Below are 16250 nucleotides of genomic sequence, written 5' to 3'. Positions count from 1 at the left end.
GTCGGAGCAGCCATGTGTTCGGCCTGTTTGTGCGGTTCACATGACCGCTGGCCATAATGCCCTCCGCGGATCAGGTCCCGATCAAAAGCACGCATTCGAAGATGCCGTGGCCCGTATGGGTTGTCCTGATCGCCGGATCGACCGGCGCTGCATTACGTGCTGTTCGCCCTCCCAACCGTTACGTCACGCCGGCGATGTCGGCGCGATCTCGTTTAGGCCGCCAGCGCGGCCGGCTCCTGGTAGCGTTCGTTCCTCGCCATCATCGCCCAGGCCATCCTGGCGAGCTTGTTGGCAAGCGCGATGGCCGCGACCTTGGTGGGCCGGCGGGCCAACAATCGCGTGAGCCATGGCCGATGATCGGTGCCATGGATCTTGGCGTAGCGGATTACGGCGAGCGCGCCAGCCGTAAACAGGCTACGCAAATAGCGATCGCCCTGCTTGCTGATGCTGCCAAGCTTGTCTTTGCCCCCGCTCGAGCTCTGCTTCGGTACAAGCCCAACCCAGGCCGAGAAGTCTCGTCCCGATCGAAAAGCTCTAGGATCAGCAATGCTCGCGACCAGAGCTGTTGCCAGCGCCGGCCCAACGCCGGGGATCGCGTCCAGCCGTTTGCTCGTCGCGCTTGATCGATGCCAGGCGATGATGCGCCGGTCGAACTCCAGGATCTGGGCCTTCAGCGCGCGCAATTGCCCACCGAGAGCAGCAAGACACATCCGGGCGCCCTCCGGGACTCGGTCTTCGGCTGTATCGGCGACGACTTCCAGCAGTTGCTCGACACCCCCGCGCCCGACAGGGGCGACAATCCCGGACTCGGCGAGATAGGCGCGGATTGAATTGATCACGGCAGTCTGCTGGCGGATGAAGAGGTGGCGCGCTCGGTGAAGCATCAGACAGCTCTGTTGTTCAACCGTCTTGGTCGGCACGAACCCCATGTTGGGCCTCGTCACCGCCTCGCAAATCGCCTCCGCATCAGCGCTGTCGTTCTTCTGCCGCTTGACGTAGGGCTTCACATAGGCCGGAGGCATCAATCGCACCGCATGCCCCAATGCCTGCAACTCGCGGGACCAATGGTGTGATGATGCGCAAGCCTCGATCCCTACCAGGCAGGGCGGCAGCTTCTGGAAAAACGTCAGGACTTGCCGGCGCTTCAACTGACGGCGGATGATCACCTGGCCAGCTGCATCAACGCCGTGCACTTGGAAGACTGACTTCGCGATATCCAGACCGATGGTCGAAATTGGCTGCATAGGGCTGCTCCTCCGAATCGTGGGAGCCTCAAACGGCGCCCACACCTTGGCACTCTCGTGCCGGTGGAGGAGCCGTCCACAGCATCAAAAGCGCAGCCCTATTCCAGCCCAGTCAAGTACAAAGTTCGGCAGTTGATGGGACGGTCTACACACGACGCTCGTTAAGGACCTTGACCTGACTGCAGCTCCGGCCGCCCCATCCCCACTTAAGCCCCTTGCGGAAACACAACTAGGCCGCACCTGATGCACAACTTATGAAGGGCTCGGTGGAAAACGGCGAAGAGCTTAGCCAAGATCGTTGAGGCATGATTTCTCCGCTCTTCGCGATCATCTCGCTGCTCTATGCGAGCGTTGGTGAGGCGGGTGGTACTGCATTTCTGTTGCTAATAACTTTCATTGGTATGCCACTGCATTGTACAACAGAGGTCGGGTGGGGCACCCACTTTCGCCTGATCAAGCGCTTGCCGCAATCTCCTCGACGCCTGGGTAGGCTCAGCTCGCATTCGCGCAAGAGCATCTGCAGGCTCGATTGGTCTACCGAACCACAAACTTCCTCAATCCATTGTGACCGGACTGGAATACCAGGATGGGAACGCATTCATGCAATGAAAAGCCGCAAGCTCTCCACCCCGATCCTGCATAGACGGCTCGAGCTCGCAGCATCGAGAACATAGTGACTGGATGGTCGACGCCTGACCAGGCGGCCTATGTGACACTGAGAGCTGCAGGTGCATCACATCGACGCGACGCGAATGAAGGCTAACGGAGTAGATATGCGCGTCTGGCAGCGATCGATAGCTGCAAAGGCTATGTCCAAAGAAAACTACCCAGCTGGTCAGGCAGAATAGACCATACAGATAGTGTTACATCTGATGTATCTGGCCAGAATTCGCTTTGCCATCAGCAGAACGTCCACAACCGTTGTGAGTTGGTGAGCTGCATTAGACAGGAACGAGACGCCGCCGAACCAAGGCGCCCCGACGCACTCGGCCGGGGGGCTGAAAGTGCGCCGGGTTCGCCCCAACATCATCAGTACATCCGTGATGATGCTTGTGGCAATGAGACAAGCAGCGTGGCGGAATTGAGGCTTATGCTTCGATACTAGAGATCAAAGCGAGTTTTCGTCGGCTGCGCCGACAGACTTGAATCGCACGTCGCGTCACGTTGTACTATTGCGCTCCTCTCGCTCTCATCCAGCAAGCAACTTGTCTTCCGTGGCACGCCGGCCTTTGACGGGAGCCATCCTTTGAACCCTGTGAGCAACCAAATCGGCTTTTGCTTGGAAACACCGGTTTGAAAATATGCGCCAGCTCAGCTGCTTCTGGTGAGACCTGCAATCCCTGTTTTCGTCGCAGAATGAGCAGCCCTCAGCGAATGCGGAAACGACGTGCCCTCGTATGAGCGATTGAACGTTGCGCAGGCTCGTCGGGCACGTCTAGTCGCTTCTCCGTGCTCGCACGAGAAATTCATATCCTAAACGTTCAGATAGCCGCCAACGAGCGACTCTCACTCCCTCACCCTGCCCCTAAGCCGCGTTTGCAGTAACATCGAAAACGGGACCAGATCTCAGAAACCACTAGGCGGGTTTGACATATCGCAAAGACATTAGAGAGGGTATTCGTCAGCTTTATGCTGGCCTGAGCATTGGAAAGTTAGGACTTGCCGACCTCCCTTCTGAACAAGTATTGCGATGCTCGCCTGCCTTGGTACACCATCTATCCAACCGTACCGGATTTCTCCGCGTGGTCGGTGCCGAGACTTGTGAGACATGGCTGAGGCGACTGCCGCCCGACGAGCCCGTATCGCTCTACATCCACGTTCCGTTCTGTCGCTCTATCTGTTGGTATTGCGGCTTCCCTACAAGCCTCACTCGCAGCGAGCGACCGGTCCGCAATTACTTGGCAGCGTTGCGAGAGGAGATAGGCTTGGTCGCAGAGCAAGTGCCGCGCGCTCTGCCGGTGAGCGACGTGCATTTTGGCGGCGGGACGCCGACCACCATTGCACCGAGCGATTTTCTCGCCTTGATGGAACTCCTGCGCCACTGCTTTGCGTTCAAAAAATCAGCTACCATCGCCATAGAAATCGATCCGCGTGGGGTCACGCCCGAGATGGTCGAAACGTTACAAGCGGCCGGGGTCAGCCGCGCGAGCATCGGCGTGCAAAGCTTCGATCCTATAGTTCAAAGGTCGGTCAACCGCGCGCAGAGCGAGGTGCTGACGGCTTCTGTCGTCGAAACTCTACGCCAGCATGGGATAAACCGCATCAATTTCGACCTTCTCTTCGGACTACCGCATCAAACGGTGCGGTCCTGCGTCGACACCGCGCGGACAGCTCTGGCCATGCGGCCAGACCGGCTTGCAGTTTTCGGCTATGCTCACGTCCCCTCCTATATGAAACGTCAACGCCAGCTCGATGAGACGGCGCTGCCGGACAATATTGCCCGTGCTGAGCAAGCCGCGGCCATAGCAAATACCCTGGTCTCGGCCGGCTATCGCCAGATCGGGCTCGACCATTTCGCCCTGCCCAACGACGAGCTCGCCCTGGCGCAGAAAGCTGGTCGACTGCGGCGCAACTCCCTCGGTTATTCGGCTGATACCACCAAAACCGTAATCGGCTTAGGTCCATCCGCCATCGGCCGTTTGCGTGAGGGTTATGTGCAGAACGAGATCGCGACCACTTCCTATTACGAACACGTTCGAGCCGGCCGCCTGGCAACCTCAAAAGGCTATTGTCTGTCGGCTGAAGATCGCCTCCGCGCCGCAATCATCGAGCGTCTAATGTGCGATTTGCACGCCGACATACCAGCGATCTGCGCTGCTCACGGATTTGATCCGATTCCTCTTCTCAAGTCTGCAGGCCGGCTGGGAATGCTTGCCGAAGACGGGATAGTGGACATTGAAAAGGGCTTAATTCGGGTCAAGCAGGAGCATCGGTTCGTCGTTCGTGCGGTTGCTGCCGCATTCGACACTTATCTCGACCGTACCCCCATTAGCTAAGCCATGCCTCGAGCGGAGTTGAAGACTCGAGTACACCTGCAGCAGTCTCGGCCTCAAGGCTCGGCTTTCTTCGGTCCTGCGATCATTGGCGCGCCTCCGAGAGAAACAGGCCGTTCTCGTTTGGACCGGCCGAAGGGTTTCCTGGCGCTGCTTGAACAGCCCGGGCTGCCGACAAAGCAGTCGCGGGAGCAGCAGATGGGAGAGGAGTTAAACTCTGCAGCGAGTCGATCCGCGAGGTCCGGATCGTGATCTGATCCAGGATCCCTTTTAGGTCATCACGCTGGGCAACGGCCCGGCGCTTGAGTTCCGCGATCTCATCGTCAGCTTTCTGTTGCGCCTCCCTTATCTCGGACTGAACCTGTCTCCCCTGGTGACGGGCTCATCTTTGAAGCGACGTCCTGCACTTCTGGCGACTCGACAAATTGTTCAAAATGACCCAAAGCCACGCGCCAGAAGCGAGCCGACGAGGACAAGCGGCAGCATCAAACCGGCGAGAATCCGTCTTGACGGCCTGTGCAGGAGCGGCCGCACGTCTGAACCGGCCGCTTGAGCAATCGACTCCATTGCTCCTCCCTCAAAATCCCTTCCAGCAGGTTTCTTTGTCGACGCGAGAGCCTACGATGCTGACGCGCTTCTAAGGGCTACTAGCGTCCACAATAAGCAATCTCGGCCACCTTCCCGATCGGCTGCTCCTGCTTCGATGCTATCCCCTTCAGCAACTCGACAATTTGCGCTCGTTCTCCATGATACAGTCCCGCAGCGAGCAATGGTTGTCGTCGTTTGGCCATGGCGATGGCGCAGCATTTTTTCCTCATTCAGAGGAATATTGCAGATTTTCTCGAGCGTCGCACGAATGCAAATCGTCCGCGGCTTCCTGCATTGTGTTGGATAGAGCAGCCTCGCCTCAGGCCTTGACGACATCACAAACTTCATCCGGGACACGCCACATAGGCACAACGGCTGAACGGCCGACCCGCAATGGCCGATCGGACTAGCTATCATTGCAAACTGTTCAACTCCCAATTCCGGCGGGTTGCTTGAGATGACGGATAGATGGCAAGCGTGACCAACGAACGCCGCGCACGTCATGGACTCCGATGCAACACAGATTTTGCACTGACAACCGCGGTAACAGAGCCAGCAACGTGCTCGCAGATTGGCGGCAAAGCCGCTGTATGGCTGTTCCCTCCGGCCTCCTGGGCCATCAGGTTAGACCTTCTGGTGTGATTGCCGGACGCGCAAATTCAAAGGCGCCTCGGCGAGCTTGGCGATTTTCTCGTCTTTCCGTGACAACGATGCCAATGAAGCGCTTCGTGAAGCCTGGTCTCACCGCCAAATCGGCTGACTCAGGTGAGCAAAGTGGAGATTCGCAACGCTTTCGTGCCCATTGCAGCGAGGCGCTGCGCGCTCGTGATGAGCATCTTGATGAACCAACGCTCGGGGCTGGCTCTCGGCGCACCGGCCTCGTTCATAGCCGTGGTTGCGAAGCGGATCATCACGTCGCGAGCTAACAGCTTTACAAGGCGGGGATGGTTCTTGTCGGAACAATCGAGATCCAGCTCGCCGTCCTCGCCCTCGAACGAGAAAACCCTAAGAGCTTACCGTTGGCCAATCAGGCCGCAGCGCAATCTATTCATGGCCGGGAAAGATGAAAGCAAGGTGCGCCGTGCGTGATTGCTTTCTTGAGACGAGTTTGCCGTGGGGATACCCGGCGGCCAAAGCACTTTCCTTTAATTTAAAGCCGAGAGGAAAGCAACGTTGGCTTCTTATCGCAGTTTCGCTCGCAGCTTATCTGGTCGACAATTCCGTACTGGCACAAACCGCCAGCGGGTTTGATCCTAGGAGCCACCCTGTGGATCAGGCCAGCAAAAGACGAAAGGCTTCTGATCCGGCCGAAAAGCTCCGGATGGGCCTGGCAACCAGCCCTCGTGCCCCGGCGCCAGCACCAAATCCCGGTGCGTCTTTCGAAAAGCGCGCTCGTGCGGACAGAGCTACTCAGACTAGAACGCAAAAGACGGTCGATCCCCTCGCACGGTACGACAATCTGCGTGAAAAAGGAGTGTGGTTCAACATACCTGGCGCTGTGGACACGATCGATCAGGACAAGGGCGGCGTTAGATCAGCGCTTGCAGATGTCGGCATCGGCTACATCGGCTGGACACACAACAGCTTTGCAAACAACCTGCTGCCGAATGCCGCCAGAAGTATTATCGCAAACCAGCTCTATATGGGCCAGAATCCGACCTTCGCGTCGGCAAACTTCATGATCGTCACCTACGATCTCAGCCGGCTTGGCATTTCCGACGGACAAATTGTCATAGGGGCCGAGCAGCAACACTGGACATGGGATCGCCCGGGACCAGATCGAGTGGGGCTCAATACGCTCGCCTACTACCAGACTTTCTTCGACAAGACACTAGAGCTTAAACTCGGCTATCTCAGAAACCAAAATGAATTCACCGGCACATTGTTCGGAGGGATTACAGGATCGAACATGTCTGCCTTGTTCCAGGGGGGCATGAGCACCAATGCCGCACCGACGCCCGCGGTCAATCTGAAGTACAATTTTGACCGTGGCTTGTACAACAAGGTCTCCGTCCAGCGCTCAATTAGCCCAGATGGTCCCTATGTCCAGATAACGGAGAATCCCACGGGCTTGAACTGGAGCACGCCCCATGCAGGCATTCTTCTCATTGATGAAGCCGGCTACAAGAGCAAGGCAGCTCCCGGCGTACCCGATACGTGGCTGCGGGCGGGCGTTGGTTTCAACACCAGCCGGTACACGAGTTTGACGGATCCCAAGCGAGGGAGGGAAAGCGGGAATAACTTTCACTACATCGCTGCGGACAGGCAGTTCTGGCAGAACGACCCCGATGGGATCCCATCTCGCGGGATCTATGGCGGCTTCTCCATTATGGAAGCTCCGCCGGACCTGAACAGGATCAGCCGGTATTCTGAGCTTCGTCTTTACGCCAGGGGAGCATTTGACAGTCGGCCCAGTGATCTGATTGCACTCGTTGCTAGCAACACGAGCTGGAGCAAATTTGCGGTGGATGCTGCCCTCGCCAAAGGGCAGCTTGCGCATCGCGACACAACAGCAATCACCGCAACATATACCGCCCATCTCGCTCCGGGAATATATGCAGGGGTCGGACTGTCATACATTCATAACCCGACAAGCATCACGCACACACCCCAGACTAAAGACGCGCTCAATCTGTTGCTATCTACGTTGATATTCTTCTGATCATCGCAACCGCCATTGTGCTACCAACTCCTCGTGACCCGAGGGACTTGAGCTTGGCGATCTCTTTGAAAGGATCCGCCGCATCTGCGCTAGCCAGGCATTGTTGCTCGGCTTGACGGAAAGTCGCTGACCCGGCGGTGACGTGCGCGAGTTCAGCGGGGACGCGAATAGCAACAGACTCATTGAAGCATTAAAGTATCTACGGACCTTTCGCTCGACGGGGGCGTCGTGCCCATCGTGCGTCCAAGGCGCACTCGCGCTAATCTCAATCCTTCCCCACAGAACCGGACTCTCATCAAGCCCGAAGACGCCATACCCACGGACACGCATCGATGGCGCCCCTGTGCAGGACCGCACGCCGCACGAGGCTAATCGGCACGAGGAGCATCAGGGTGGGCAGGATAATACGCCCATACCTCGGCTCTCCACGAAGGACAGGTCCTTGTCGGTCCAGAGCAGCTTCTTAAGAGCAGCTTCGCTGCCTACTGGATCATCTGGGCGACCAATCCATACCCTTGCCATGTTCCGTCCCTTTCGCAGGAGCTTCAGCAGCTCGAAAGGACTTACGTGACGAGCTTCAGCGGCAATGGAAGGATCCCCTGGCCTCTCGTTTTCGTTGATCCAGAAGAGTTTACTGTTGATGAGGAGCAGTTCTCGAGGGGGGCTCGACGCAGAGCAGGGCTCTCGGGAGGAACCCTCGGGTAAGCGTTGCAGGAGGGCCCTATCGATCGGGGGGCACACGGCGTTGGCGAGAGACAGTCGTCTTCGAGACCAACCTCCTGTCTGAGTACGAGCAGTGGAGTTGTAGCACGATAAACCGACCGCCAGCACCATCGCCAACGTCACGCCTCAGCTCTGCAATCTACATCGACTGGATGCATGGCCCATCAAGCGCGAAGTGAGCGAAGGCCGCGCGCGAACTGCCCGCCGAGCATTTGGAAATGCAGCCAAGTTTGATTCTTCAGCCACGTTCGGGATAGGCGCGAACGCGCCGGCGTCCCTCGCTTTCCACCAACTCGCCCCTATAAGGCACTCCACGGATAGCGAAATAGGTCGGGCGCCCAACTTCGGGCATGATGCGCTGGCCTTCAAGGACGCGGACGAGGTAATCGGGCAGGAATCGCTCCCGGTGCTCCCATCCGCCCCGAATCAAGTACCCAAGATCGACTGTACCTTCGTCGGGTCGCGCGGCCCTGACGATCTGCGGGGGACGATAGAGGGGCTGCGATGGGCCAGCCTCGTTTATCCCGCCAGCGCGCGGGTGGTGGATCAGGCGAACATCCATGGGGCCTTCCGGCCCGACAGTCGCGGAATAGTGCTCCCCATTGATCACGAACTGACTTGGCCCGAACTGGTTTGGCAGCAGATTGATATTGCTCAATACTTCGATCAACACGTCTGAAGCCGCCTTGGAGCCGTGGCGCCAGTCGGCGCCAACGATCGCTCCGATATCCCGCAGCTCCGGAGCCGCCCCCGGCGGTCCTGCGAACCACGAGGTGGCTGCAAATCCAGGTGCTGGCGCAGAGCGCGCATCGTCACGCAAGTCGTGCGGTGTGGGTGGATCGAGATCAACGAAGGAATCGAGGCCGCCGTAGATGTTTGACGATCGGGGCCTCACCGATGACGGTGATGCGGGTTCTTGCATTTGTTGCCCAAGCCAGGCCCAGGCTCCCTGGCTCGGGGTGGCCGGAGTAGCAGGAAGCTCGAGCGGCGGATGAGCTTGCGCGGCCCAGTGCGGCGCTGGCACTGGTGAGGCGGGTTCGTGGATTTGCTCGCCAATCCAATCCCGGGCTGCCGCGCTCGGCGTTGCCGGGGTTTCGGGAAGCTGTTGCGACGAACCGGCCTGCCAATCGCTGGGCGCTCGCATCGATGTGGTGGGCCCGTGGATCTGCTCGCCAAGCCAATCCCAGGCTCCCGCGCTCGGGGTGGGTGGCGTTGCAGGAGGCTCCTGCATTGAGTGCGGCTGTCGAGCAGCTTCCCAAGAAGGCTGGCCCGGATCCTCAGGAGGCCGCAATCCAAGCGCCCTGTTCGCCTCCAGGATTTGCTCGTATTGGCCAAGCTTGACTAGATCAGGCTTGATCTTGCCGTCTTTGGTTTCGCGCCTGTATTCCTCGACGTCCCGGTCAAGCGCTGGGGTGGAAAGTCTGCCAGCCATTGCCGGCCGATCATGCGTCTGCAGCCACTCACTTAGCCTATACATGCGGCGAGCTTGCCTGTCGATCGTCTCCGGCTCGATCCTGTGCGCCGCCTTTTCCGCCGCCGACCACCTGTCGATGAGGATTGCGTCCGCGCGGTGAGGGGCCAGTCGGCGGAGATCAGGCGCCAGCGCGTTTCCGGCACCGACCTCACGGAGCTTCTTCAAGGCCGCTTTGATGCGTCTGCTTCTGTCCTTTGCGTAGGTATCGACATCCTCATCCAGCTCAGCTTCCAGCTGATGGTTTTCCACCTCCGGGTTGTCCTGCTGCGCGTTTTCTGATTCCCGTTGAATTCGATCCGCAATTGAGGGCCTGCCGGCGGTGCTCAGGCGCGCGCTCAAATGGCGCAAATCGGCTGCGGCATTCTTGATCGTGCCGTCGGTGAGGTTACCCGCCGCTTTGTTTCTGAAATCTCTTATCAGCACCTCGTCCTCCTCTGGGACAGCGCGCGTCCGGCCTGGCTGGCGAGCATAGTCAATGCGAAGAGTCGTGGAAAAGGCATCCCCCTGTCCCGCATTGCGCGAGTACTTTTCGCTGCTCCCGCCAAAAGCCTTGCCGATTCCCGACTTGAAGCGTGACCATAATCCGCCGCTCTTGCCGCTCTTGGCCGACGCGGCAGACTCTGCGTCTGGAAAGCTGTAGCGCGCGCTGCTGAACGGATCATCTCGCAAGCTGGACTGCGGCACTTGCGCCGAAGCGGGAAGCTGGAAGCTGGGAATGTCTACGCTCCGGCGCGTGCCGCCCAGCGCACTCTCCCTAAAAGCGGAGTCCGGCGGCACCCGCATCGAACCGCCGAAATCCTCCCGCCGGACTGCTCGACCCCCTCCTGCGGGAGCCCGATCAGGCGAATTTGAGTTGCTTTCATCTGACGGATCGAGACTCAAATCCTCCAGCCGCCGTTCAAAACCACGGTGCTCCCTTTGGTTGTCTCCTCGCTGCGCGGTCCGCTCTTGCAGGGCGGCGTACTCCCGCATCCAGGCTCCTGAATCGAAGAATGGGTCAACCGGATCCACCCTGCTCTCCTCATGTTTGTACAGGCCGGACAGCAATCGGTACGGCCTCGTAGCAGATCGTCTAGCAAGAAACAGATTGTGGATTGTTGTAGCCGCAACCTTTCGAAAAGCTGACGAGATCAGGACATTGCTGCGCGATTAACGGCCTCGCATCGGCCACCGCCTGGCGACAGGCGCTCCAATTTTTTCGCACCTCTTCGCCCGGCCTGTTCCAGTCGGCGAATTTTGTAAGCCGATGATACCAATGGATCGTCCTGTCGATCGTGTGAGCAATTCAAGCATCAGGCCCGGAACTCACTCAGCCGCTAAGACTGTCTAAGGTCATGCGTGACGAGCATCTTCTCCTCCTTCGCATCAACTTTGGCGCTGAGCTTATCCTGCGGGTGCTCTTCAATGGCGGACAGCGACCTCTCCTTGACGCAGACCGGGGGCGTTCTGGTGTCCTGGACTTCCATTTGTTGCTTTCGGCTGCGCTTGTGAGGGACCGAATTGGCCTACTGCGGTTTACCAGGTCTGGCGCTTTCGCTCGAATGCAGAACGTCCCTTTCGAAGGCTTACGGCGTATCCCCCGCTTCCCGGAAGACGTGGATCACATAGGGCTGCCCTTGAGGGAGCGTAGTCGCCTAGACGAGAGGAACAGCGAGTTCAGATATCAAATCGCCCAGACAGCTTTTTCAAGAAGATGTGCAATCCTGAGTTCTCAGCAGTCATCCCGAGCGCCTCTCGGCGCTCGGGAGCGGACAGGCAGCGCGCAGTTCGAGGCCGAGCTTGGCAGGCCAGCTCGGCAAATGAAAATCCGGCAGGCTTCATTCGTCCCTTGACTGCGGAACCGCAAGGCTTGTCGTGCAGTCTCGGAAGCGCCTCGATCAAGCGCGTGCAGGACTTCGCCCGCATGACGGATTGGCCATCGTAAGCTGCGAATACGGTACTCCACCACTGCTTGCCCAGATGGATCTCGCTGGAAGGACTCGAAGTCAACTAGATCTGACGAACAGTTAACTCCCGCGTCAAACCAGCTGGTTGGTCGGCGCAGCGGCCTGTCTGGTCTGCTCAACAACTTCCGACTGACGGAGCTCTGGTCCCGAGGAGCTGTGGAGCTGACGCAGATATGCCTCGCCTTGCGCGCGCGTTTTCATCGCTCGGCAAGACCGAAAGGCCCGCATTTTCCAACCTGCAAAAGCACCTTCGCGGCAATTGGCGAGGCTTTGACGATCGACTTTTTGGTTCCGCCACAGAGCATTGATAGATATATCTCCGGCGTGAGGAGACCTCAGAGTTCGAGGCCGCCACGCTCGGCCAGCACACGGTGCATGACATCGCGTTTGATCTCGCTGGCGAGCTCGTTTCGGACTTGGGCTCCGAGCACCCGCTCGGCATCCGGATCGCCCAGAAGACCGTGCTCGCCCAGTCGCTGATCCAAGCGGGTTTGAAACTCCTCGCCCATGGCTTCGACGAGCCGGTCTTGCATCGCTTCATATTCATCAGGAGCGATTCGCCTCAGCACCGTCTCCCACGGTTGCCAGCGGGTTGCCATGTAGTCAGTAAACTGGTTCGCTTCTTGCTCGCGAACCGAGTCCAGTGCGCGCGCCGCATCATCGGATGTCACGTGAGAAACCGTCAGAAAGCGCATGTCAGGGGCGACGTGAATCAGCTCCAGCGGCTCGCGAAGAAGATTTTGATAGGCCAAGTAGACTTCAACGTCGTCTAAGTCCGGGTGGAGAGTGAGGAGCGCGTTGACCCTGTCGCGCGCGATGCCTTCCAGCGCGTCCAGGCGGAACGCAACGCGGCCGCGCTGGATGAGTTGGCCGAGCCTATCATCATACAACCCCTCCTCGACGTCAGCATTAAGGCGCGCGGTCCGCATACCGTTCCAGTGCAGAGTAACACGATCCTCGCAACTCGCGTTGGCTTCGGAAGCCTGTGTGAAAAACTGCTCGCGCAATCTCGGATTGGTCGCCGCCTGCCGCAGATCGTCCGCCACGGCCTGCCGAAACTCGTGATTGCCATAGTTGACGGTCCCACGTAGCCTTTCTAGGAACCGGGCGTAGTCTTGGGCGCCAGGCTCATCCGCAAAGTGCTGCCACTCCGCTAGCGCCGTCGGATCGTCCCCGAGCCAGTGCGCGGCAGCCTCGTCCAGAGGCAGTTGCTCAAGATGGGGTGCTGCTAGGTGAGCGCGGACCTCGTCCGGGAATGGGTTATTACCGAACTCGACGTTCTGCAGCGGATGGCTCAAACTCCCCGGTAGGAGATCCTCGGGCAGGCTGGTCAGCCGGTTACCGCTGACATCGATCGATTCAAGCCAGCTCGGAAGGGTTTCGGGGAGATTGGCCAATTGATTGCTGCTGACATCGAGCTCAACGAGCCGCCATGGGAGGGACTCGGGGAGTTCGGTCAGCTGATTGCCACTAACCTCGAGCGAGGTGAGGCTGCTCGGGAGAGCGTCGGGCAACCTAGTCAGTCGGTTGTTGTTTGCGTTCAGGATCCCCAGCTCCGCCGGGAGGCTATCTGGGAGACTCGTCAACCTGTTATCGCTCACCTCTAAGCGATAGAGGCTCGCCGGAAGAGCGTCCGGCAAACTGGTCAACCGGTTGTGGCTAATAAAAAGTTCGTGGAGACCAGGTGGGAGGCTAGCGGGCAGGCTGCCTAGCTCGTTGTGCATGGCGCGGAGGTTCAGCAGTCTCGGCGGCAGGGCGTCGGGCAAAGCGGTTAAGGACAGGGATGACAAATCGACCAAGTGCGAGCGCATGTTGTCCGCAGCCCTGATTCGCGAGCGCCCCTGTCCGCGGCTCTCCGCTGAGCCCTGCCCCTCTTCGCCAACCCACTCGTCCAGGATCCGCGCGCGCGCGGAGCTGGGGGTCCGATACCCTGTCAAGCTTTCGACCAAATTTGCCAAGGCGCGGTTGAAGCCGCCGAGGTAGCTTTCCCGCTCCCCTTCTTCAAAATTATCCGGGGCAGAACCTGCGCTCCGCTGTGCCTGTCCTGTGTCCATCACCTTATCTCCCTCGTCAGAAACTAAGAAATCCGCGTGCCGCTGCGCAAGGCCGCGGAGCAGGAGTTTGCGCGCTGGCGCAATAATCATTCGAGCGGGCGCACGTGCGCCCGCGGCGGCCCGCCCTGGTCTAAGGCGGCTCAGCTTCACACGATTTGGAGGCGGCGAATGGATCGCTGCTGCTGCAAAGTTTGCTGCCATTCCGTTGGCCGATAGATCCAGAGGACCGCTAACGTGAAAGCGTTCTGCCGCTAGCACGGCCACCTGTCGATCAGCTGACGAGTCTCGCTGCAAAAACGCCCGAGTCACTCGGTTTGCCACCCGTAGCAAAGACCAGCGTTGCACCGATTGCCTTGGCAAGTGAAAGGGCGGCCGCGGAGGTGAGCGTTCGAGCGCCTGCCGCTCGTCGTTCTTCACGGACTCGGCCGAAAAGGGACCCCTGCCTGCCATTGACGTAACGCACCGTTGCCGCGCCCCGGGCTCGATGTTTAAGCCGCTGCCGCGTCGGTGCGGAGTGTAGGCGCAGCTAACGGACCGCCATGGATTCACTGTTCCAAATCGTTGCACCGAAATTATGCCTGCTTCGATGCCATCGCTGCGGTAACTGCGATAGGGCCGTCAGCTTGTCGAAAGAGTAGTGTCCTAGGTCCTAGATGGTGTCGTCACGGGCTGAGTTGGCCCGGTGTGGTAAGGGAGGTGAAATGGATCCTTTTGAGACAGGGCAAATTCGGCGTGACGGAGGCATTCCTTCTGCATCTTCCCAACAAGAGGGGGCGGAAGACGGGCGGGGGGCGCCACAGTGGGATGCATTCGTGACGGGTTTCGCAGCAAACTCCGGGCATTCAACCCATGCGGTGACCGAAGCAGACGAGACCCTTGAGAATTGGGCTTCTGAACAGCACGTGGGTCTCCTCGAGGACCGGGACGAAGCGGCAAGGCGGGTCAATGCTTTGGGTGAAGACGCCATGCTGGATCTCCAGTCGCTGTCCCTTACCAGTCTGCCCAGACTTCCAAGCGAGATCGTCGTGCTCGATGTGCCCTTCAATCGGCTTACCAATCTGCCTGACGAACTTCCGGCTTCGCTCCAGCGTCTTGATGTTAGTGGCAATCAGTTGAGCAGCCTGCCCGCGCTCCCGGGCGGGCTCAGAGGCCTCGACGTGAACTCGAACCGGCTGGAGAGCCTACCTGCCGTCCTACCTGCCGGGCTCCAATTTCTTTCCGCCAACCACAATCGGCTGCTGAACCTACCCGACTCCTTCCCTGCTTCGCTCCAATTTCTCCACGTCAGCGATAATCAGCTGACGAGTCTACCGGTGGCGCTCCCTGCTATGCTCGAGTTTCTCGACGTCAGCCAAAATCAACTGACGGATCTGCCGCCGGCTCTCCCAGCTTCGCTCCGGTTTCTCGACGTAAGCCAAAACCATTTGACCAGTCTGCCGGAGGACCTGCTGACGGCCTTGGGCGATGGTGGCACCCTAGTTCTGACTGAAAATCCGCTATCTGAGCAGGTGCTGGCGAACCTCAGTACAATCCTAGGCGCGGAGGGTTATGTCGGCCCGACTGTCCACCTTTCGCACGACGACGAAAGTGAATCGTCCGGGACAGACGATGAGCAGGCGGACGCTCTCGCTGAAACAGTTGCAGAATGGCTGAAGGGCAATCCACAGGAGGACGATCGGGAGGTGCTTGCCGCTTGGCAGAACTTTGCAGAAGAGCCGGGCGCTCGGGAATACGGGCTTTTCCTCGCCAAGCTGTTCGAGTCCGTCAGCTCTGGCAATGAAGGGTTCCGGCAATCGGTGGCCAATGATCTGCGTCAGGCGGCAAAAAACCCGCAACTGCGTGCCCAGTACTTTCAACTGGCATGGGATGCCAACCAGAGCTGCGAGGACCGCAGAACATTAACCTGGAACGGAATGCAGACGGCGCGCCTCATCGCGGAAGTCGAGAACGGGCTCTATGACAACAAGGCACGGCTTGCCGATCTCATCGAATTGGGGCGCGTCATGTTCCGCATGGACGCGCTCGAGGCGACCGCGCGCGATAAGGCTCACTCGCTCGCCTCGGTCGACAACGTAGAAGACATCGACGCCGTTGAAGTCTTTCTTGCCTATCAGAGCAAACTGCGCGAGCGGCTGGGACTACAACACGTCGCGCCGGACATGCGCTTCTTTCAAGTCTCCGGCGTTACCGACTCTGACGTTGACAGGGCAGAGACATCCGTGCGGGAGAGCGAGGCGGCCGAATTTGCCGACTATTTGGCAATGGATTGGCAGCCTTGGGACGATGTGCTTCGCCGCATCGCACCTGAAGAGCATGCCAAGATGCAGGACCAGCTCATTGGTGCAATGGGAAAGGAGTTCGACAGCCGAATGGAGCAACAGCTCGCCGCTCAAGGCCTGACCGGGGCTGAAGCTGGCCTCGTCGAAGATGCCAAGCGAGTGTTGGGTGCCGCAGTTCGCAAAGAGATCGCCCGTGAGATCAAGGGGGCCCTGAGAGATAAGGTGCTCAATGAGCACAGCCTCGCGCTCTGAAGCCGCCTTGCCGTAGGATGCTGTTAATTGTGCTG

5 protein-coding genes and 1 pseudogene are annotated in these 16250 nt (G+C 59.1%); 3 read left to right on the top strand and 3 right to left on the bottom strand.

The window, feature by feature from the left end; translation table 11 throughout:
• Positions 1-212 precede the first annotated feature (212 nt).
• Entirely contained in the window at positions 213-1244 is a 1032-nt protein-coding gene (locus tag ABIG06_RS17680; RefSeq protein ID WP_124163665.1) for an IS110 family transposase, read from the bottom strand.
• A gap of 1659 nt (positions 1245-2903) precedes the next feature.
• Here ABIG06_RS17680 and hemN point away from each other — a divergent pair.
• Both hemN and ABIG06_RS17670 read left to right on the top strand, forming a co-directional pair.
• Positions 2904-4240: pseudogene (gene hemN, locus ABIG06_RS17675) on the top strand (oxygen-independent coproporphyrinogen III oxidase).
• A gap of 1666 nt (positions 4241-5906) precedes the next feature.
• Positions 5907-7487: a carbohydrate porin gene (locus ABIG06_RS17670; RefSeq protein ID WP_370137914.1), complete on the top strand. Its 1581-nt coding sequence runs from the start codon at positions 5907-5909 to the stop codon at positions 7485-7487.
• 961 nt (positions 7488-8448) lie between these two features.
• Here ABIG06_RS17670 and ABIG06_RS17665 read toward each other — a convergent pair.
• The gene (locus tag ABIG06_RS17665) at positions 8449-10695 is read right to left on the bottom strand and encodes a hypothetical protein (protein WP_245454665.1); all 2247 of its coding nucleotides are present in this window, start codon (positions 10693-10695) and stop codon (positions 8449-8451) included.
• A gap of 1270 nt (positions 10696-11965) precedes the next feature.
• On the bottom strand, positions 11966-13684 hold the full coding sequence (locus ABIG06_RS17660) for an NEL-type E3 ubiquitin ligase domain-containing protein (RefSeq protein WP_124163668.1): 1719 nt from the start codon (positions 13682-13684) through the stop codon (positions 11966-11968).
• Positions 13685-14496: 812 nt separating this feature from the next.
• Between ABIG06_RS17660 and ABIG06_RS17655 the strand changes: the two genes are divergently transcribed.
• Complete coding sequence (locus ABIG06_RS17655) at positions 14497-16215, top strand: NEL-type E3 ubiquitin ligase domain-containing protein (RefSeq protein ID WP_424578358.1); 1719 nt, start codon at positions 14497-14499, stop codon at positions 16213-16215.
• Positions 16216-16250 lie beyond the last annotated feature (35 nt).

Origin of the sequence: Bradyrhizobium sp. USDA 326 (assembly GCF_049739485.1) — a bacterium.
Taxonomy (GTDB): domain Bacteria; phylum Pseudomonadota; class Alphaproteobacteria; order Rhizobiales; family Xanthobacteraceae; genus Bradyrhizobium.
This window is presented reverse-complemented; position numbering and strand designations above follow the sequence as displayed.

Bases quoted from the DNA above. Each gene is read 5' to 3' on its own strand.
- ABIG06_RS17660 (WP_124163668.1), bottom strand. From the start codon at position 13,684: ATGGACACAGGACAGGCACAGCGGAGCGCAGGTTCTGCCCCGGATAAT.
- ABIG06_RS17680 (WP_124163665.1), bottom strand. From the start codon at position 1,244: ATGCAGCCAATTTCGACCATCGGTCTGGATATCGCGAAGTCAGTCTTC.